This window comes from Zymobacter sp. IVIA_12111.31 C1 (assembly GCF_047495495.1).
Classification (GTDB): Bacteria; Pseudomonadota; Gammaproteobacteria; order Pseudomonadales; family Halomonadaceae; genus Zymobacter.
The window spans coordinates 1,654,877-1,676,383 of the sequence record NZ_CP179930.1 but is presented as its reverse complement, the minus strand read 5'-3'; the positions used below and the strand labels follow the sequence as shown (position 1 = coordinate 1,676,383).

The following is a 21,507-nucleotide window of genomic DNA, read 5'->3' as shown; positions in this document are numbered from 1 at the left end:
TCTGCGTGAGAGATGAACTGCCTTTTTTACATGCATCACGTCATTGAGTAGAGGCCATCTTTTTATGGCATACGCTATCCCCTTAACCCCTCATTTTTAGTGGTATATCCTGAATGTTAGGACAGCTTGACTTTATATGTTGGAATTGCTTGGTTTTTTGGTGATGATACGTGTCGAAAAAAAGCCAATGATTCAGGTGTCTACTGGCCGTGAATGCATCGTTTAGGCGGAGCATTGTTGCCCGCTAAGGGTATGATTATCCCCGATGTGCAATATACTCATTGTTTGACATTTAACACGGCGAAATGAGGCTGATGAGGTCAATAAGGCCTACATTTGAAACAGAACAGCGGGGTATTTTTTACTCATTGTAAAGCATTGTTTCTTTTTTATAAAAACGAATCGTATCGTAAATATACGGCTGCGTGTATTTGTGGGTAAAATGTTCTTTAAATAACACTGCTCAACTAAAGAAAGGTTGCCAAAGAACGCGATATCCATATACTCCTGATAACACTTTCAACTGTCCTGTAACGTTTTCGATACCCTGCGGCGACCCTATCACTTTATTCCTCTGTCTCAGGGATAAAGAGGGCAATTTTCTATTGCCTTATTTTTATCACTCCCTGTGAGCGAACCCGGCTTATCTGTGTCCGTGTTCAATAAATATAATACGGCTCCATCCGTATTATATGGGGTGATATTGTCGCCGAAAGGCAGCGGTGTCGGGGCGTGGGGAAATATCTAGGATGATATATGACGACCTCTGCTTCATTGCCCTCTTCGCACCATGACCTTATCCCCTTAACGGTTGCCCAGCGAGGGTTGTGGTTTAGCCACTACCTTAACCCTGAAGCTCAGCCATGCGTGTACAAGGTGGCGGAATGTGTCGAACTGGACGGGATCATCCAGCCCGATCTGTTGGCCGAGGCCCTTGGTGCAGTAGTGGCCGAAACCGAGGTGCTGCGCCTGATCATGGTGCCCACCGATAATGGCCCTGCGCAGTATTTTGCCGAGGATGTGCCTGACACTTTCCGGTACGTTGATGTCAGCGACCAGCCTTCACCCCGTGATGCTGCGCTGGCATGGATGCAGGCGGATATTGATGGGCCTTTCCCGCTTGCGGATGGGCCGCTTTTCTCGCATGCGCTTCTGAAGCTGGGTGACGCCCAGTGGATTTTTTACCACTGCTACCACCATATGGTCATGGATGGGCTGGCCGCTTCGCTGTTCATGCGTCGGCTTGCTGAGCGCTATTCCGATAGGGTGGCCGGACGCGTGTCTTCTGAATCCGATTTCAGCAGTGTGCAGGAGGTACTTGAGGCAGAGCAGGAGTATGCGTCGTCGGCGCGGGCGGGTAAGGATCGGGACTATTGGGTCGAGCTGCTGCAAGGGCATCCAGTACCTGCCAGTCTGGTAGGGCGGCAGTCGCCCTGTCTGGATGTTGTTCGTCAGCAGCAGTATGTGTCAGAAGAGACCAACCGAGCGCTTCGCGCGCTGGCCGAGCAGGAAGGAAAGACGCTGCCGCAGGTGCTCAGCACGCTGGTGGTCGGCTATGTGTATGGCATGACGCAGCAAGAGGATCTGCTGTTGGGTATGCCGGTCATGGCACGTAACGGCAAGGTGATGCGCCAGTTCGCGGGGATGGCCAGCAACGGTGTACCTCTGCGTCTTGCGGTGGATGGCAACGGTTCGCTGGCCGACAACCTTGCCAGTGTCACCCAGGGGATGTACGGCGTAATGCGTCATCAACGCTACCGTACGGAAGATATTCGTGCTGCGCTGGGTATACGTGGTTCAAGCGACCCTCTCTATCTTACGCTGGTCAATATTCACCCCTTTCAGTATGACGATATTCGCTTTGGGGACGCACCTGCCAAGGTGCTCAATCTGGCGCTGGGGCCAGTGGATGACTTGCTAATCACGTTGATGGATCGCGGTGAATCCGGTGGTATCGAGATATGTCTGAGTGCCAATGCGATGGTGCATGATCGTGCTTCATTGCATTGGCATCTACGCCGACTCAATCGTCTGTTGGATAACGCTGCTCAATGGTGGCATACGCCGCTGTCTCGCTGTGATATGCGGCTTCCAGAAGAACGTCAGACCGTACTAGCGTGGGGCGCTACGCGGGCAAACCATGATCGTGCGTTGTGTCTGCACGAGTTGTTCGAGCAGCAAGTGGCAGAGCGCCCTGAGGCCATCGCGGTCTGTTGTGAGGGTGACTCACTGCGCTATGCGGAGCTGAATGCGCAGGCCAATCGGTTGGCGCATGCGTTGGTGGCTCAGGGGGTGACGCCCGACAGTCGGGTGGCGATTGCCCTAGAGCGCGGTACCACGCTGCCGCTGGCGATTCTGGCGACCCTCAAGGCGGGCGGTGGCTACGTGCCGCTTGATCCTCATTATCCGCAGCAACGCCTGCGCTATATCCTGGATGACAGTGCCCCCGAGGTGCTGATTACCACCCGTGATCTGCTGCCGCAGCTGGGTGATCTTGATGATGCGCTGACCGTCATACTGCTGGATGACGAGGCATGGCAGCATCAACCGTCCGAGAATCTTGATCCGGCGACGCTGGGTCTGACGCCTCATCATCTGGCCTACGTCATCTATACCTCTGGATCGACCGGGCAGCCGAAAGGCGTGATGGTCGAACACCGCAACGTCACCCGCTTACTGGCATCGACTGAAGAAACGTTCGCTTTCGGCTCTGACGAAGTGTGGACGCTGTTCCACTCCTATGCGTTTGATTTCTCGGTATGGGAACTGTGGGGCGCGCTGGCCTACGGTGGCCGTCTAGTGGTTGTGCCGGCCCTGACCGCGCGTTCACCTGATGCGTTCTATCAGCTGCTGTGCGATCAGCAGGTCACGGTGCTTAATCAGACTCCGAGTGCTTTCCGACAGCTGGTAGCGGCGTTGCCAGACGGTGAGTTGCAGCACACGCTGAAATGGATCGTCTTTGGGGGTGAAGCGCTTGATACCGCCGCGCTGCAGCCGTGGTACGCCCGTAATGGCGAGCGCACGCAGCTGGTCAATATGTACGGCATCACCGAAACCACCGTTCACGTTACCTTCCAAGCGTTGACCGCTCGCGATGCCGAGCTGCACGGGCACAGCCCGATCGGTCAGCCGCTCAATGATCTGAGCCTCTATCTGCTGGATGACGCCGGTGAGCCGGTGCCGATCGGCGTGGTCGGTGAGCTGTACGTGGGCGGTGCGGGGGTAACGCGTGGCTATCTGAACCGCCCGCAATTGACCGCTGAACGCTTTCTGCCCGATCCATTTGCGGATGATGCCGACGCGCGCATGTACCGTACTGGGGACGTGGGGCGCTGGAACGCTGACGGCACACTGGACTATCTGGGCCGCAACGATCATCAGGTCAAAATCCGGGGCTTCCGTATCGAGCTGGGTGAAATCGCCGCGCGACTGGCCGAACACGCAGATGTGCGTGATGCGGTTGTGGTGGCGCGTGACGATGCGCAGCAGAACAAAACGCTGGTGGCCTACGTGGTGCCCGTGGCAAAAGCGCCCGATGTGGCCGAACTGCGCCTGCATCTGGCTAAGACCTTGCCGGATTACATGCTGCCGTCCGCCTTCGTGATGATCGAAGCGTTGCCGTTGACCGCTAATGGCAAGCTGGATGAACGCGCACTGCCAGCCCCCGACGCGTCAGCGCTGGTGACTCAGGCATATGAAGCGCCGCAAGGAGCGATCGAAGAAACGTTGGCCGAGATGTGGCAGACGTTGTTGGGCGTTGAGCGGGTCGGGCGTCATGACGATTTCTTCGCCCTCGGTGGTCATTCGCTACTGGCTGTGCAGTTGGTGTCGCGTGTACAGAGCACGTTGCAGGTAGCGCTACCGCTGGGCACATTGTTTGATGCTCCGGTTCTGCAGGCGTTGGCTACAGCCCTAGAGGGACAACGTGCGACTGTGTTGCCGCCTATCGTGGCGCACCATAGCGATCGTGCACCGCTATCGCTGTCGCAGCAGCGTCTCTGGTTGCTGAGCCGCATGAGTGATGCGGCGATGGCGGCCTATACCATTTCCGGTGACTTGGTGCTGCGCGGTGAGCTGAACGTCGAGGCGCTCCGGCAGGCCCTTGATGTGCTGATGGTGCGTCACGCCTGTCTGCGCACCGTCATCGTGGAGCAGGACGGTCAGCCGGTGCAGGTCGTCCGTGATGATCAGGGCGGTTTCCCGCTGATGCGGTTGAGCGCCGAAGCGCTGCCTGATTTCATGCCGTCATTCGATTTGAGTACCGGGCCGTTGGTGAAAGGGCGTCTGGTACAGCTGGCACCGCAACACCATGTGCTGCAGATCGCCTTCCATCATGTGATTGCTGATGGCTGGTCGATTGGCATATTCCTGCAGGAGCTGGGAGCACTCTATCGTGGGGCGCTGGCGGGCCAACCGGCAACGCTTCCAGTGCTGCCCATTCAGTTTGGTGACTACGCGCTCTGGCAGCGCGAGCATCTGAGCGGAGATGTTCTGAGTCATCAGCAGCAGTATTGGGAGACGCAGCTGGCGCAGGTACCCGATTGCCTGACGCTGCCTACGGATTTTCCTCGCCCGGCGGTGCAGCAGTTCGATGGCGGCCATCTGAACGTTACGTTTGATGCTTCGCTTGTGGCGTCGCTGGAGGCTTTGAGTCGTCGCCATGGCTGCACACTGTTCATGACCCTGTTGGCCAGTTGGTCCGTGCTGATGGGGCGGCTGTCGGGACAGTCCGATATCGTCACTGGAACGCCCATTGCTGGGCGGTCGCACCAAGCGCTGGAACCGTTGATTGGCATGTTCATCAATACGCTGGCGCTGCGTGTCACGCTGGACGATGACATGGATACGGCAGCGCTGTTGGCACAGGTGCGTGCTACGGCGCTAGCGGCGCAGCAGCATGCGGACCTGCCGTTCGAGCAGGTGGTCGAGGCGACCGCTCCGGTGCGCGATACCGCGTACAGCCCGCTCTTCCAAACCCTGCTGGCGCTGCACAATACGCCGGAGCGGTCACTGACGTTGCCAGGACTGGATACGGAGTTGCTGCCTTCTCCCCGAATCGCCGCGCATTTCGACCTTTCCGTAGAACTGACACCGGTAGAGGGGGCGCTTGAAGGCGCAGTGCACTATGCCGCTTCACTGTTCACGCGCGACACGGTCGAGCGCTGGATGGGCTATTGGCGCGTATTGCTTGAAGGCATGGTCGAGAACGAGCGCCGTTCGGTGAGTGCGCTGCCGCTTATGTCGGCAGATGAGCGTCATCACATGCTGACGTGGCCGAACCAAGCGACCCTGATGGTGCCGTCGTCGGCGCTGCTACACGGGCTGTTCGAAGCGCAGGCGCGTCAGACACCCGATGCGATCGCGGTGGCGACAGCAGAAGGCTATTACACCTACGAAACCCTCAATCAGGCCGCCAACCAGCTGGCTCATTGGCTTATCAAGCAGGGCGTCGTGCCGGACAGTCGTGTGGCCGTGGCGCTTGAGCGTGGTCCCGATCTGGTGGTTGCACTGCTAGCCGTACTGAAGGCAGGGGGTGCCTATGTGCCATTCGATCCGGCCTACTCGCAGGCACGCCTGCACTTCATGCTTCAAGACTGTGCACCGCAGGCCATCATCACGGCCAGTGATGTGCTGCCTCGACTGGGGGCGTTCGCGGAGCGCGTACCGCAGGCCGTTATCGACGCGCAGCAACTGCCGTGGCTGGAGTGTTCCACGCAGGACCCTGATCCTGTCGCGCTGGGGCTGGGGGCGCATCATCTGGCCTATGTGATCTACACCTCGGGTTCAACCGGTCAACCGAAGGGGGTCATGGTCGAACATCGTCAGGTCATCAACCTGGTGTACTGGCACAACCATGCCTTTGGCCTGTCGGCGGGGCAGCGTGCTTCCTGCGTGGCGGGGGTCGGATTTGATGCTTCGGCGTGGGAAATCTGGCCGCCGTTGGCAACGGGCGCTCAGCTGTTGATGCCTGCGCCCGACGAAGCGCGTGACCCTGAGCGTTTGCTGGCATGGTGGCAGGCTCAGCCGCTGGACGTGAGCTTCTTGCCGACTCCGATTGCTGAGCTGGCCTTTGCGCGCGGTATGACCCACGACACGCTGAGCACGCTGTTGGTCGGTGGCGATCGTCTTAACCGTTATCCTCCTGTATCTGCTCGCTTTACGCTGGTGAACAATTACGGCCCTACTGAGAACGCGGTCGTGGCGACGTCGGGCACGGTGTGCAGTGACGATGATGCGTTGCATATCGGGCGGCCAATCGCCAATACCCGTGCTTATCTGCTGGATGCCCATGGCGCACCGGTGCCGATGGGTGTCGTGGGCGAGCTGTACGTCGGCGGGGCGCAGGTGGCTCGTGGTTATCTGCATCAGCCCGAGCTGACAGCCGAACGCTTTTTGCCCGATCCGTTCGTGGCTGACGAAGGGGCCCGCATGTACCGTACGGGCGATCTGGCCCGCTGGCGTACAGATGGCACGCTGGAATACGTCGGGCGCAACGATTTTCAGGTCAAAATTCGCGGTTTCCGCATTGAGCTGGGTGAAATCGAAGCCGCACTGATGAACTGTCACGGCATAGAAGAGGCCGCGGTAGTATCCCAGGCGCAGGGCGGCATTATCCGCCTTGTGGCCTATGTGACGGCCACGTCTCTTGATGATGCGTCGCCCGATGTGCTGCGCAAGGCGCTGGCTGATCGCCTACCGGACTACATGGTGCCCGCAGCCTATGTCACGTTGCCTGCACTACCGTTGACCGCCAATGGCAAGGTGGATCGCCGCGCGCTGCCTGAGCCAGGAGAAGAGGCTTTCCCTCATCGAGCCTATGAAGCACCGCAAGGGCCGGTTGAGGAAATTCTGGCCGAACAGTGGTGTGCGCTGCTGGGCGTCGAGCGAGTCGGGCGTCATGACGACTTCTTCGCGCTGGGCGGTCATTCGCTGCTGGCAGTACAGCTGATTTCACGCGTTCGCGATGAACTGCACCGTGACCTGCCACTGGCGCTGCTGTTTGCTCATTCTGAGCTGCGTGCGCTGGCCGAACATCTGCCGCAGGCCGATCAGATTTCGCTGCCGCCGATTTTGCCGCTGTCCTCGGGCAACGAAGCACCGCTATCGCTGGCGCAGCAGCGTCTGTGGTTCCTGTCCCAAATGGATGAAGGGGCTAAGGCCGCCTATGTGATTTCCGGTGGGTTGTGTTTGGAAGGTGAGCTGAACGTCAATGCGTTGCAGCAAGCACTGGACGCTATCGTTGCACGTCAGGCGGCGTTGCGGACGCATATCGAACCGCGTGTCGATGGCCCGGTGCAGGTCGTGGCGTCAGCGTGCCACGGCTTCCCACTGGCGCGTATCACGGTCACAGAGGCGGCTGGACTGGCGCCTTTCTCTCCGAGCTTTGATCTGACTCGAGGGCCGCTGGCCTGTGGTCAGCTGGTGCGCTTTGCCGATGATCATCATTGGCTGCGTTTGGCTCTGCACCATGTGATCGCCGATGGCTGGTCGGTCAGTCTGTTGGTGAAAGAGCTGAGCGCGCTCTACAACGCTTTCGTGGCCGGACAGCCCGACCCACTGCCGCCGCTGAGCGTGCAGTACATCGACTATGCCGCTTGGCAGCAAAATCATCTGAGTGGCGATGCCTTGCTGCATCAGCAGCAGTACTGGGTGGAACAGCTGCGCAATGCGCCGGATCGCCTGACCCTGCCGACCGATCACCCGCGTCCTCCTCGCCAGTGCTATGACGGTGGCCATGTGGCCTTCACCGTCAATGGGGTGCTGCTCGATAGCCTCAAGCATCTTAGTCAGCAGCGCGGTTGCACCTTATTCATGACGCTGATGGCCGGATGGGCGGTACTGATGAGCCGTCTGTCCGGGCAGCACGATATCGTGATCGGTACGCCCGTGGCGGCACGTCATCATCGTGAAATCGAGCCGCTTATCGGCATGTTTGTCAATACGTTGGCGCTGCGCGTCGATCTGAGCGATGCCCCGGATACTCCTGCACTGCTGGAGCAGCTGAAAGAAGCCGCGTTGGCGGCTCAGCAGCATGCCGACGTGCCATTCGAGCAGGTCGTTGAGGCAGTGGCTCCACGCCGCAGCCTGGCCTACAGCCCGCTGTTCCAAGTGATGCTGGCGCTGCACAACCTGCCAGATGCAACGCCGGCGCTGGACGGGGTGCGTACGTCAGCGCTGGAAAACGATATCGAAACCTCGCAGTTCGACCTCAACCTTGAGCTGCATGAACAGGGTGGTCAGCTCAACGGCACGCTTTATTACGCCGCGGCGCTGTTTGAACGCACCACCATCGAACGCTGGGCGGCGTACTGGGTGCGGATATTGGAAGGCATGGTGATGTCGCCTCAGCAAACAGTGACGGCATTGCCGTTGCTTGAGGGCGCTAGCGCCGCTGGCCGTGCAGGCTTGGTCTCTGAAGATGCGGCACCTATAGACGACAGCACGCTGCACGCGTTATTTACAGCCCAGGCGGCCGCACATCCAGAGGCACTGGCTGTGGTCGATGAGAACGGGTCGCTGACGTATGCCGAACTGGACGCGCAGTCCAACCAGCTGGCCAGCACGCTACTGGCGCACGGCATTGGTCGTGAAGACCGTGTGGCGCTGTGTGTCGAGCGCAGCCAAGCCATGGCTATTGGGGTACTGGGGATACTCAAGGCGGGGGCGGCTTATGTGCCGTTCGATACGCGTTATCCTCGTGAGCGCCTGATTACCATGCGCGCTGACAGCGGTGCGGCGCTGGTGCTGGTCGATGCCGTGGGTGAGCAAATTCTGGGCCGTGGGGCGGACACGCTGTCGCTGAGCGGCGAGGAGTGCTGCTATCGCGCCGCATCTTCTGTCCCCATTGCGGTCACGGCAACGCCTGATCAGCTGGCGTATGTGATCTACACCTCCGGGTCTACTGGACAGCCGAAAGGCATCGCGATGCCCCATGCTCCGCTGGTCAATCTGATGCGCTGGCAGAACCGGCACCCCGCGACGGTCACGTCGCAGTTTGCGGCATTCGGGTTCGATGTTGCCAGCCAAGAACTGCTCAGCGCGCTGACGAGCGGTGGCACGCTGGCCATCGTACCGGAAGCCGTAAGGCTCGACATGCCGCGCTTGATGGCCTTCTTTGATCAGCAGCGTGTCGAGCGGGCCTTTTTGCCGCCCGCACTGTTGCGCGCATTGGCGCAGGCGGGCCGTGAACGCGGCTGGACACCGGCGCTGCGTGAGGTGATCTGCAGCGGTGAAGCACTGCGCATCAACGATGATATCCGCACGCTGTTTGCGCGGGCACCTCAGCTGCAGCTCTTCAATCAGTACGGTCCCGCCGAGAGCCATGTTGTCTGTGCCGCGCGCTGCCCGGAAGACTCAGCACAGTGGCCTGACCTTCCTCCCATCGGGCATCCCATACCGGGTGCCATTCTCTATGTGCTGGACGCCGACGGCCAACCGGTGCCTCCGGGCATCAGTGGCGAGCTGTACATCGGCGGGCATTCGCTGTCACGCGGGTATGTCGGATTGCCTGCGCAGACGGCTGAACGCTTCCTGCCCGATGTGTTTGTTGGGCAAGAGGGCGCTCGCCTATACCGCACGGGCGATATGGTGCGCCAGCGCAGCGATGGTCAGCTGGAGTATCTGGGACGCTGTGACCATCAGATCACGCTGCGAGGCTACCGCATCGAACCGGGCGACATCGAAAGCCTATTGCGAGGCCGCCCGGGCGTCAGCGATGCACTGGTGATGCTGCGCACGAATGCTGGCGGTGAACCTCAACTGACCGCCTATCTGCAGGGCGACGATATCGCACTGGCCGCTTTGCAGGCCTACGCGATAGCACATCTGCCGGACTACATGGTGCCGTCGGCATGGGTGGTGATGGCGGCCTTCCCTCTGACGCGCAATGGCAAGGTGGATCGCCGTGCGCTGCCCGAGCCGGACATGCAGATGGCCGCGACGGCTTTTGAGCCGCCAGTTGACGATGAAGAGCAGGCCATGGCGATGCTGTGGCAGCGATTGCTGGGCGTCGAGCGTATCGGTCGTCACGACGACTTCTTTGCGCTGGGTGGCCATTCACTGCTGGCCGTCAGGGTAGTGGCGGACATTCAGCAGACCCAACAGGTCGAGGTGCCAGTGGCCGAGCTGTTCGAGCATTCGACCCTGGCCGCGTTCACCGAGCGTGTGGTGGACATCAGTATTGCGCAGTTCGATCTCGATGAACTGTTGAACATGACGGACGTAGAAGCCGAAGGGGATGATCATGAGTAACGCTGGCCCGCAACGTGATGCATTGAAGCGGATGAGTCGGGAAGACAAGGTGCGCTTGCTGGCCCGAGCGCGCCAGCAGGGGGCGGCGCGCAAGAGCGTAAGTACCGTGCGTCCCCTGACGCCGCAGCCCTGTACTCAAGAAGGTGTGCCGCTGAGCTTGGCTCAGCGGCGGTTATGGATTCTGGCGCAGATGGGGGGCGACAGTGCCGATGCCTATGTGCTGAGCGGCGGCTTCCGTCTGCAAGGCCGCGTCGACGAAGAGGCGCTGCGTGAAGCGCTGCGTGCACTGCTGGCGCATCACGATGTGCTGCGGATGCGCATCGTCACCGTAGACGGCGAGCCGCGTCAGCAGGTGACCGAGGTCGATGTAGACCAAGTACTGGAAGTGCGTGATCTTCATCATATGAATGAAGAAGATCAGCCGTTGTTGCCGACTTTCGTACTGTCGCAAAGCCCGCTGTGGCGGGTGCAGTTGCTGCGGGTATCAGAAGATGTCGCCGTACTGAAACTGGCACTGCACCATCTGATCGCCGATGGGTGGTCGCTGGCGCTGTTCATGGATGCTCTGTCGGCCTATTACGCCCGCGCGCAGTCGGGGGAAGCCGCGTTGCCGCGTCCCGCACTGCAATATACCGACTACGTGCAGTGGCAGCAGGGATTGCTTGAAGACGGTACGCTGACTCACCAGCAGCAGTATTGGGTCGACCGGCTGCGCGGTGCGCCCGAGCGCCTGACGCTGCCGACGGATCACCCGCGTCCCGAGCGACAGGCAATGGCGGGCGGACGTTTGCCGATCCGCTTCGATGCCACGCTGACGCAGGCGGTCAAGGCGCTCGGTCAGCAGCACCGCTGTACGCCGTTCATGGTGCTGCTGGCCAGCTGGTCGGTGCTTATGGCCCGGCTGTCCGGGCAGGACGATATCGTGACCGGTATTCCCATCGCCGGGCGCGGGCAGCAGGCGCTGGAAACGATGCTGGGAATGTTCGTCAATACACAGGCACTGCGGGTCGATTTATCGGCAGCCCCTGATACGGCCAGTGTGCTGGCTCAAGTGCGGCGAATAGCACTGGAGGCGCAGCAGCACGCCGACATTCCCTTCGAACAGGTCGTGGAAGCGGTCGCACCCAGCCGTAGCCTGGCTTACAGCCCGCTGTTTCAGACGATGTTCACGCTCCAGAACACCCCACAAGGGCAGCTGACCCTGCCGGGCATCGCGCTGGAGGCGCTGACCAGTGAAGATGCCAAGGCACCGTTTGATCTGAGTGTGGCACTGGAAGAAATTGACGGTGAGTTGGTCGGTTCGCTGTTCTATGCCACGGCACTGTTCGATGCCGATACGCTGACCCAGTGGCTATCGGCGTGGACGCAGTTGCTGAGCGGCATGGTGCATCAGCCCGCTACCGCGGTGAGTGCGCTGCCAATGCTGTCCGATGACCTGCGTGATCAGGTGATTGAGGGCTTCAATGCCACGGCACATGACTATCCCCGCGAGGCAAGCATTCATGCCTTGATGGAGCGACAGGTCGCGCAGACACCGGATGCTGTGGCCGTGGTGTACGCTGGCACCTCGCTGACCTATGCCGAGCTGAACGATCAAGCCGACCGGCTGGCGCACTGGCTGGTGGCGCAAGGGGTAGCTGCAGACCAGCGTGTGGCCATTGCGCTGCCGCGGGGGCTGTCGATGGTCGTTGCCGTGTTGGCCGTGCTGAAAGCGGGCGGGGCGTATGTCCCGCTTGATCCCGCCTATCCTGACGACCGTCTGCGTTACATTCTTGAGGACAGCCGTCCCGCTGTCCTGATCACCACGCCCGACTTTCCTGCACGCATGGCACCGTTGCCCGACGCGCTGACGCTGGCGCTGATGGAGAGTGATACGGCGCCATGGTCGCATACCCCGGAATCAGAAGTGGCATTGCCGAACGGTGCGCCAGACAATCTGGCCTATCTCATCTATACCTCGGGTTCTACGGGGCAGCCCAAGGGGGTCATGGTGCCGCATCGCGCCGTGGTCAACTTCCTCTGCCATCAGCAGCGTCAGCTGGGTGTTGATGAGCGTGATCGCCTGTTGGCTATCACCACGCTGTCGTTCGATATTCATGTACTGGAACTCTTTCTGCCGCTGATCAGCGGGGCACAGCTTCATATTGCCAGCGATGCGCTCCGCCTCGACGGTGCGGCGCTGGCCGATTATCTGCGTGATGAAAATATCACACTGTTCCAAGCCACCCCTGCAACATGGAAACTGCTGCTGGCGAACCAGTGGCAGGGTGCACCGCATCTGACCGGACTGATCGGTGGTGAGGCTTGCCCACTGGCGTTGGCCCACGATATCGCTGCTCGGGTCAGTACACTGTGGAACATGTACGGCCCTACCGAAACGACGGTGTGGTCGACCATGCAGCCGCTATCGGCGCGGGAGGCACAGGTGTCTATCGGACGCCCGATCGCCAATACCCGTGTCTACGTGCTGGACGAGCAGCAGCACCCGGTGCCGGTTGGCGTCGTGGGTGAGTTGTATATTGCTGGCGCAGGCGTGACCCACGGCTATCTCGGCCGACCCGAACTGACGGCTGAACGTTTCCTGCCCGATCCATTCGTGGCGGACGAACAGGCGCGTATGTACCGCACCGGCGACTTAGTGCGCTGGCGTAGGGACGGCACGCTGGATTACCTGGGGCGCAACGACTTCCAGGTCAAGATTCGCGGCTTCCGCATCGAATTGGGCGAAATTGAAGCCGCGCTGCAGGCCTGTGACGGTGTGCAGGATGCCATTGTCGTCGCACACTCCCATACCGGCGGAGAACCGCAGCTAGTGGCGTACTGCACGCCCAGCAGTGATGTGGTGCTTGAGGCCGCACAGCTCAAAGCCGCACTGGCGGCGATCATGCCGGGCTATATGGTGCCGGCGGCGTTCATGGTGCTGGAACGATTGCCGCTGACGCCCAATGGCAAGCTGGATCGGCAGGCACTCCCTGCACCCGACGAAAGTGCGTTCGTGCGCCAGCAGTACGAAGCTCCGTATGGCCCGTTGGAAGAAGGGCTGGCCGCCCTGTGGCGCGAGGTGCTCGGTGTCGAGCGCGTTGGGCGGCAGGATCACTTCTTCGCACTGGGTGGTCATTCGCTGCTGGCCGTGCAGTTGATGACACGCGTACAGCAGCGCCTGCAGCATACCTTGAACCTGGAAGCCCTGTTTGCTCATCCCACGCTGGCGGCCATGGCGACGAGGCTGGTGCCTGCGGCGCAAGAAGCGCTGCCGGATATGCTGCCGCGAGCAGCGGGTGAGGATGCGCCACTGTCACCGGCCCAGCGCCGGATTTGGTTTCTGTCGCGCATGGACAGCAGCCTGAGCCGCGCCTACCAGCTGCACGGCAGCGTCGACCTGAAGGGTGAACTGGATGAGCGCGCGCTGCGGCAGGCACTGGATGCCATTGCGGCGCGCCATGAGGCACTACGCACTCATATTATCGACGTCGACGATGTGCCGTGGCAGCGGGTGGCGGCAGCGGACAGCGGGTTTTCATTGACCACGCTGACATTGACTCACGGCGACACCGTACCGCCGTTCACGCCAGCAATGGTGATGGATGAGGGCCCGCTGGCCTGCGGTCGTCTAGTGCGCCTCGGGACAGATCACCATGTGCTGCAGCTCGCGTTTCATCACGTGATCGCCGATGGGTGGTCGATCGGTATCTTTCTGCGCGAACTGAGCGAAGGCTATGCGGCGGCGCATGAGGGCCGTGAGGCCAAACTGCTGCCGCTGCGGGTACAGTACGGCGACGTGGCGATCTGGCAGCAGGACGTTTTGAATGATGAACGCATGGCAGCGCAGTGTCAGTTCTGGGTCGAACAGCTTAACGATGCGCCCGCCTGCCTGTCATTGCCGACCGACCGACCGCGTCCGGCAGTGCAGCGTTACGATGGTGCAGCTGTGCCCGTTGTGCTGGATCGCGCGCTGACCGAGCGCCTGCACGCGTTGTCCCGACGTCATGGCGGTACCGTGTTCATGACACTGCTGGCTGCATGGGGAACGCTGATGGCGCGTCTGTCGGGGCAGCGCGATATCGTGGTGGGGACACCAGTCGCTGGGCGTGATCATCCCGACATCGAGCATTTGATAGGTATGTTCGTCAATACGCTGCCGCTGCGCCTCAATCTTGACGCATCGCCTTCCGTTGAAGCCCTGCTGGCGCAGGTGAAGGCCACGACGTTGGCCGCCCAGCAGCACGCGCAGGTGCCGTTCGAACATATGGTGGAAGCCGTCGCGCCGGAACGTAGCCTAGCGTACAGCCCAGTCTTCCAGACGATGCTGGCGCTACAAAACACGCCCGAAGCTTCGCTGACATTGCCAGGGCTGACCCTCACACCACGCGAAGACGAAACGGTATCGTCTCAGTGCGACCTCAGCTTGCTGCTGCGTGAAGAAGAAGGGCGATTGATAGGGGCTGTGCACTTTGCAACGGCGCTGTTCGACGAACAGACGATCGCACGCTGGATCGGCTACTGGGTGCGACTGTTGGAAGGCATGACCGCTACACCTGAACAGCCGGTCATGGCACTGCCGATGCTATCAGAAGACGAGCATTGTCAGCTTATACATGGCATGAATCAGACTGCAGCAGACTATCCTCTTCAAGCCCCATTGCCTCAAATGTTCGCGCAGCAGGCGTTGCAGCAGCCTGAGGCGCTGGCGGTGTGCACTCACGAAGGCGACTGGCAGTATGGCGAGCTTGATCGCAGTGCCAATCAGCTCGCCCATTGGTTGATTTCGCACGGGGTGGGCGCCGAGCGTCGCGTGGCAGTGCTGCTGGAACGTGGTCGAGCCTTGCCACTGGCCCTGCTGGCGGTGCTGAAGGCGGGTGGGGCCTACGTGCCGCTGGATGCCGCCTACCCCGATGAGCGTCTCGGCTATCTCGTGAACGACTGCTCGCCCGTCATGGTGCTCACTTCGTCAGCGTTGGCGGCTCGGTTGAGCACTGTGGCGCCGCAGGTCACGACGGTTGTCATCGACGAATCCTCATGGGCATCGCAGCCGGATTCTGCACCAGAGATTGTCGTGCAGCCCGATCATCTGGCCTATGTGATCTATACCTCTGGTTCTACTGGTCATCCCAAAGGGGTGATGGTCGAACATCGTCATGTCGCGAATCTGGTGCATTGGCACTGCCAGCAGTTCCAGCTGCGCGAAGGAACCCCCGTGTCCTGTGTGGCGGGGCTGGGTTTCGATGCAGCCGTCTGGGAGCTCTGGCCCGCGCTGTGTGCCGGTGGTCGTGTGCTTATGCCTGCCCCTGAGGTGGCGCGTGACCCCGAGGGGTTGCTGGCCTGGTGGCAGGCCCAGCCGTTGCAGATCAGTTTTCTGCCGACACCCGTGGCCGAGTGGGCCTTCTCGCGGGGGATGACGCACCCCACGCTGCGCACGTTGCTGGTAGGCGGGGACCGCCTGACTCATCGGCCAGCCACTGATATCGGCTTCACCTTGGTGAATAACTACGGGCCGACCGAGAACGCGGTGGTTGCGACTTCCGGCGCGATTGCTGCTGATGACGAGGCGTTGCATATCGGGCGACCGATCGACAATGCCAGCGTGTATCTATTGGATGAACAAGGGCAGCCGGTGCCGCTGGGTGTGGTTGGCGAGCTGTATGTGGGCGGCGCTCAGGTTGCGCGTGGCTATCTTGACCGCCCAGAGCTGACTGCAGAACGCTTCCTGCCCGATCCCTTTGCAACAGAACTCGGTGCACGTATGTACCGTACGGGAGATCTGGCCCGCTGGCGTGCAGATGGGACACTGGAATATCACGGCCGCAATGACTTTCAGGTCAAGCTGCGCGGTTTCCGCATTGAACTGGGTGAAATCGAAGCCGCGATAGCGGCCTGTGAAGGCATTGATAGTGCCATCGTGGTCACGAAAGGAGGCGATCAGCAGCCGTATCTGACCGCTTACTATACGGTCACTGGGAGCGGTGTCACGCCAGAAGCGCTTCAGGGCCAACTGGCGGAGCGGCTTCCGGCCTACATGGTGCCGTCGGCGTGGGTGCCACTGGACGCACTGCCGCTGACCGCGAACGGCAAAGTGGATCGCCGCGCGCTGCCCGAGCCGGACGATGCTGCACGTGTTCAGCGGGCCTACGAGGCTCCGCAGGGCGCGCATGAAACCGCTCTGGCGGACATCTGGTCAGCGCTGCTTGGGGTCGAGCGCGTCGGTCGTCACGATGATTTCTTTGCGCTGGGCGGCCATTCGCTGTTGGGCGTACAGCTGGTATCGCGTGTTCGGGCGCAGCTCAAGTGCGCACTATCGCTGACCGCACTGTTTGCCTTTCCGACGCTGGCTGAACTGGCGACACAGCTGGACGAAGCTGACCCTGATGACGTGCTTCCAGCCATCACGGCGCAGCACGCCGATGGCCCCATTCCGCTGTCGCTGGCTCAGCAACGTTTGTGGTTCCTGTCACGGATGGATGACGCCGCGAGTGCCAGCTATGTGATCGCAGGCGGTCTGCGGTTGCGTGGTCCGTTGAACGCGGCAGCGCTGACGCGTGCGTTGGATGCCATCGTGGCGCGTCACGAAAGTCTGCGCACGCACATGGCAACTGTGGAGGGCGAACCGCAGCAGATCGTCAGCGCGCCGCAGGTGGGCTTCCCGCTCCAATACGTGTCGCTGGGGTCACCCGATGACACCTTGCCACCGTTTGCGCCCACCTTTGATCTGGGCTGCGGCCCGTTGGTCCAGGCACAGCTGGTCCGTTACCGCGACGACGATCATCTTCTGAGGCTGGCTCTGCATCACGTCATCGCTGATGGATGGTCGATGGGTGTGCTGATGCAGGAACTGAGTACCCTGTATGATGCCTTCGCGGCTGAACGGCCCGACCCACTGCCGCCGCTGGCGCTGCAGTACCGCGACTACGCCGTCTGGCAGCAGCGCTACCTCACCAGCGAGCGCCTTCAGCATCAACAGCAGTACTGGGTTGAGCAGCTGCAGCACGCGCCGGAATGCCTCAGCCTGCCGCTCGATCGTCCGCGTCCTGAACGGCAGGACTACCGTGGTGCCCAGCTCGACGTTGTGTTACCGGCACCGCTGGTGGCGCGACTGCATGCGCTGAGTCGTGCGCAGGGGTGCACGCTCTACATGACCCTAGTGGCGGCGTGGGCAGCGCTGATGGCCCGTCTATCGGGGCAGGACGATATCGTGATTGGAACGCCGACGGCGGGTCGCCAGCGTTACGAGCTGGAACCGCTGATTGGCATGTTCGTCAACACACAGGCACTGCGCGTTGGCGTGCCGGGTGACGTGGATAGCGTGCGACTGTTGGCCGCCGTGCGCGAGACCGTGCTGAACGCCCAGCAGCACGCAGACATCCCATTCGAGCAGATCGTCGAAGCGGTATCGCCGCGCCGCAGCCTTGCTCATAGCCCAGTCTTTCAGGTGATGCTGGGCTGGCAGGCGCAGGGGGGAGAACAACCGACGCTGAGCGGTCTTTCCGCGACCGTGCTTCCCATCGACCTGCACACCGCTCAGTGTGATCTCAGCCTTGAGCTGAACGAACAGGAGGGTGAGGTACGAGGTGTGCTGCGCTACGCCACCGCGTTGTTTGACGAAGCAACGGTCAACCGCTGGCAAGGATACTGGGCACGTTTGCTGGAAGGCATGGCGGCGACGCCAGAACGTCCCGTGATGTCACTGTCTATCCTTTCGCCGGTGGAATACGAAACGGTCACCGGTACCTTCAATGCGACCCAGCGCGACTACCCACGCTATGCCTCCCTCGCGGCGATGTTCGAAGCGCAGGTGGCGGCAACGCCCGAGGCCATTGCTGTAGTTGAAGGAACGCACACCTGTTGCTATCGCGAGCTAAACGAGCGTGCCAACCGATTGGCGCATCGACTGCTGCGAGAAGGGTTGCAACCCCACGATCGCGTAGCGGTAGCCTTGCCACGGGGCGAGCTGCTGGTCACGGCCCTGTTGGCGATTCTGAAGGCTGGGGGCTGCTACGTGCCGATCGACCCGCACTATCCCGCATCGCGTGCGCAGTTCATGCTAGCCGATAGCGCGCCGCGCCTGTTGCTGGCCTCGGCAGACGCCAGTGCGGCGTTTGCACCCTGGCCGCTGGGGCTGACCGTGCTTGATCCCGAGCAGTGTCTGGCCGCGCCATTGAGCGAGCCATGCATCAACCCCGGGCGCGCACATGATCCGGCCAGTCCCGCACTGGCCTATATCATGTACACCTCCGGCTCGACGGGACGCCCCAAAGGGGTGATGGTCAGCCAGCGCAGCGTACTGCGCCTGATCTTCTCCAATGGCTATGCGGCCTTTGATGCGCATGACCGCGTGGCGTGTCTGGCCAATCCCGCCTTCGACGCCAGCACTATGGAACTGTGGGGCGCACTGCTGTGCGGTGGCTGTCTGGTGGTGTTTGATCACGATACCGTGATGGATGCACAGGCGTTCACTGCGGCGCTGGAACATCACCGTGTCACCGTGATGTTCATGACTATCGCGTTGTTTAACCAGCATGCCGACGCTCTACAGCGCTATCTGCCTGCGCTGCGCTATCTGATGGTCGGGGGGGAATCGTTGGATCCCGCCTTCGTTCGTCGTGCGTTGCGTGAAGGGCCGCCACAGCATTTTCTGCACGTCTATGGGCCGACTGAAACCACGACCTTTGCGACGGCCTATCGCATGAACGATGCCAATCCCGACGTACCACAGATGCCCATTGGTCGCCCGATCAGCAATACCACGGTCTACGTGATGGATGCCTTCCAGCAGCCGGTGCCGATCGGTGTGACGGGCGAGCTGTATATCGGCGGTGACGGGGTCGCGGAAGGGTACCTGAACCTGCCAGAACAAACGGCCGAACGTTTCGTGCCTGATCCCTTTACAGCAATGCCCGCCGCGCCCAACGCGCGTCTCTACCGCACTGGCGACCTGGGCTACTGGCTGGCGGATGGCACACTGATGTTCCAAGGCCGCAACGACTTCCAAGTCAAACTGCGTGGATTCCGTATCGAACTGGGTGAAATCGAAGCCGCACTGCTGGCCTGCCCCGAAGTGCAGCATGCCGTGGTCGAAGCGCGTGGCACTGAGGCCAGTGAGAAACGCTTGGTGGCGTACTACACCTGCCATGAACGGCACCACATTGACCCTGAGACATTGAATCAGCGGCTAAGTCTGCGCCTGCCGGACTACATGGTGCCTTCTGCGTGGATGCCGTTGGCGGAGATTCCGCTCACTGCCAATGGCAAGGTGGATCGCCGTGCGCTGCCCGAACCGGACGCAGCGACCTATCTGCAGGCCGCCTATGAAGCCCCACAAGGTGAGTTAGAATGCCAGCTGGCTGCACTGTGGCAACGTCTGCTGGGCGTGGAACAGGTCGGTCGTCACGACGACTTCTTCGCGCTGGGGGGGCATTCACTGATGGCCGTGCGCTTGGTCAATGAAGCGCAGCAGCAGGGCATTGAAATACCGCTTGCGACGCTATTTTCCGCGTCGCGCCTGAGCGAGCTGGCCGAGCGTCTAGGTGAGGCGCTACCGCTAGCACAGAATGCCGATGCTCCCATTGCGTTCCGTAGTACGGGCAGCGAGCGTCCGCTGTTTATCGTGCCCGAGGCCAGCGGAGAGCTGTTCTACGGACCGTTGCTGACCTCCTGTATCGACAGTGATATTCCTGTGTATGGCCTTCCCGCGCCGGATCGCCGTCAGCCCGCCTTACAGACAGTGGAGGGGGCCGCAGCACGCCTGGTAGGGATGATACGTGAGGTGCAGCCGGCAGGGCCGTATCGCTTGCTGGGTTGGTCGTTCGGCGGCGTGATGGCCTACGAAGTGGCGGCCCAGTTAATGGGGCAGGATCAGAGTGTTGAGTTCGTCGGCATGCTCGACACCCGCTTGCCCGATCGCGACGATGGGCGCGTCGTTGCCATGGATGAGCTGTTCGCGTTGCCGGATGACGAACAGCGCATGAACTACCTCGTCAAAGGGGATATCGACGCGCTGGCGACCACTGATGCGCTGCGTGCACAGGCGGAAGCGCTATCCCGCACGCTGCCTCTGTGGGAAGTGCACTACACGCTGGGGCAGTCCCTCGATATGCTGCCGGCAGGATGGTCGCCTGAGTACTACCACGGCTGGCTGACGCACCGTTTGGCGCTGCTGAGCGCCGAATATGACGTGCCGCGACTGCCGATCGTGATCGACCTGTTTGTGGCTGCCGATGAACCCGAGCAGGCCGAAGAGGGGTTGGGCTGGCATCGCGTGCTGCCGGAGGCGCAGGTTGTGTGCACTGCCGTACCCGGTACCCATGCCCGCATGGTGTCCGAACCCTATGTGCATACACTGGGCGAAGCGATTTCCGAAACGCTCAAAACGCGTCGGGCCGCCGTACCGTCGTCTCGCTATATGCCAGCTATGACGCTTCAAAGTGGCCAAATTGGGGCTCCGACCGTACTGTGCATTCCCGGGGCGGGCGACAACGTGTTCTCGTTCATGCCGCTGGTGCGCAGCCTGCCGTCCGACTGGCATGTCATCGGTCTTCAGCCCCGCGGACTGTGGGGACAGGAGGTACCACACAGCGATGCGACCTCGGCGGCCGCCTTCTATCGGCGATCGCTGGAGGGGCAGTTGCCTGCCGGGCCACTGTATATTGTTGGGCATTCGTTTGGTGGCTGGGTCGCCCTAGCACTGGCCCAGCAGCTGGAAGCAGAGGGTATAGCGCTTGCGCGTGTGGTCATCGCTGACAGCCGGGTACCCGAGTGCGAGCGTAAGGAAATCTCGTCGCTGGGGGCGTTGCAGAAGCTGATCGACCTGCTGGAGATGCAGGGCGTGCCGTTGACGCTGGAACGAGAGCGTCTAGCCCGTATGACGCCACGCCAGCGGCTGACGGCTCTGCACGGAGCGGTCACATCGGCCGGTATCATGTCGGCGCGAACACCGCTAGAGTCGCTACACAGCATCCTGCGTGTGCTCGCCATCAACCTGCGCTCGGGCTATTGTCCGACGCAGCTGCCACAGGCTCCTGCAACACTGGTCGTTGCGGCGGATACTGATGCCACTGCGACACATCGCTGGCAGCAGCGTTGGCCGCAGGTGGAGGTGGTACGCAGCCAAGGCAACCATGTACAGATGCTGAAATCCCCCTATGTCGAGGTGCTCTGCCGTGCACTGACCGCATGACATGCACCATGGCCACGTTGGCACCAGAAGCAAAAGGTGCTGATGCGGCCATGTTCGTGACAGGGTGCTGTGCAGTGAATACCTCGCGC

General features: G+C 61.2%; 2 protein-coding genes. Both read left to right on the top strand.

The annotated features are described in order from the left end of the window. Nucleotides 1–756 precede the first annotated feature (756 nt). Nucleotides 757–10,251: an amino acid adenylation domain-containing protein gene (locus tag ACMHYW_RS07415; protein WP_414499364.1), complete on the top strand. Its 9,495-nt coding sequence runs from the start codon at nt 757–759 to the stop codon at nt 10,249–10,251. Continuing rightward, complete coding sequence (locus ACMHYW_RS07410; protein WP_414499363.1) at nt 10,244–21,418, top strand: amino acid adenylation domain-containing protein; 11,175 nt, start codon at nt 10,244–10,246, stop codon at nt 21,416–21,418. The genes ACMHYW_RS07415 and ACMHYW_RS07410 overlap by 8 nt, the downstream gene beginning before the upstream one ends. Nucleotides 21,419–21,507 lie beyond the last annotated feature (89 nt).

Excerpts from the sequence above, each read along its gene's own strand:
- ACMHYW_RS07415 (WP_414499364.1), top strand. The coding sequence starts at position 757 with ATGACGACCTCTGCTTCATTGCCCTCTTCGCACCATGACCTTATCCCC.
- ACMHYW_RS07410 (WP_414499363.1), top strand. The coding sequence starts at position 10,244 with ATGAGTAACGCTGGCCCGCAACGTGATGCATTGAAGCGGATGAGTCGG.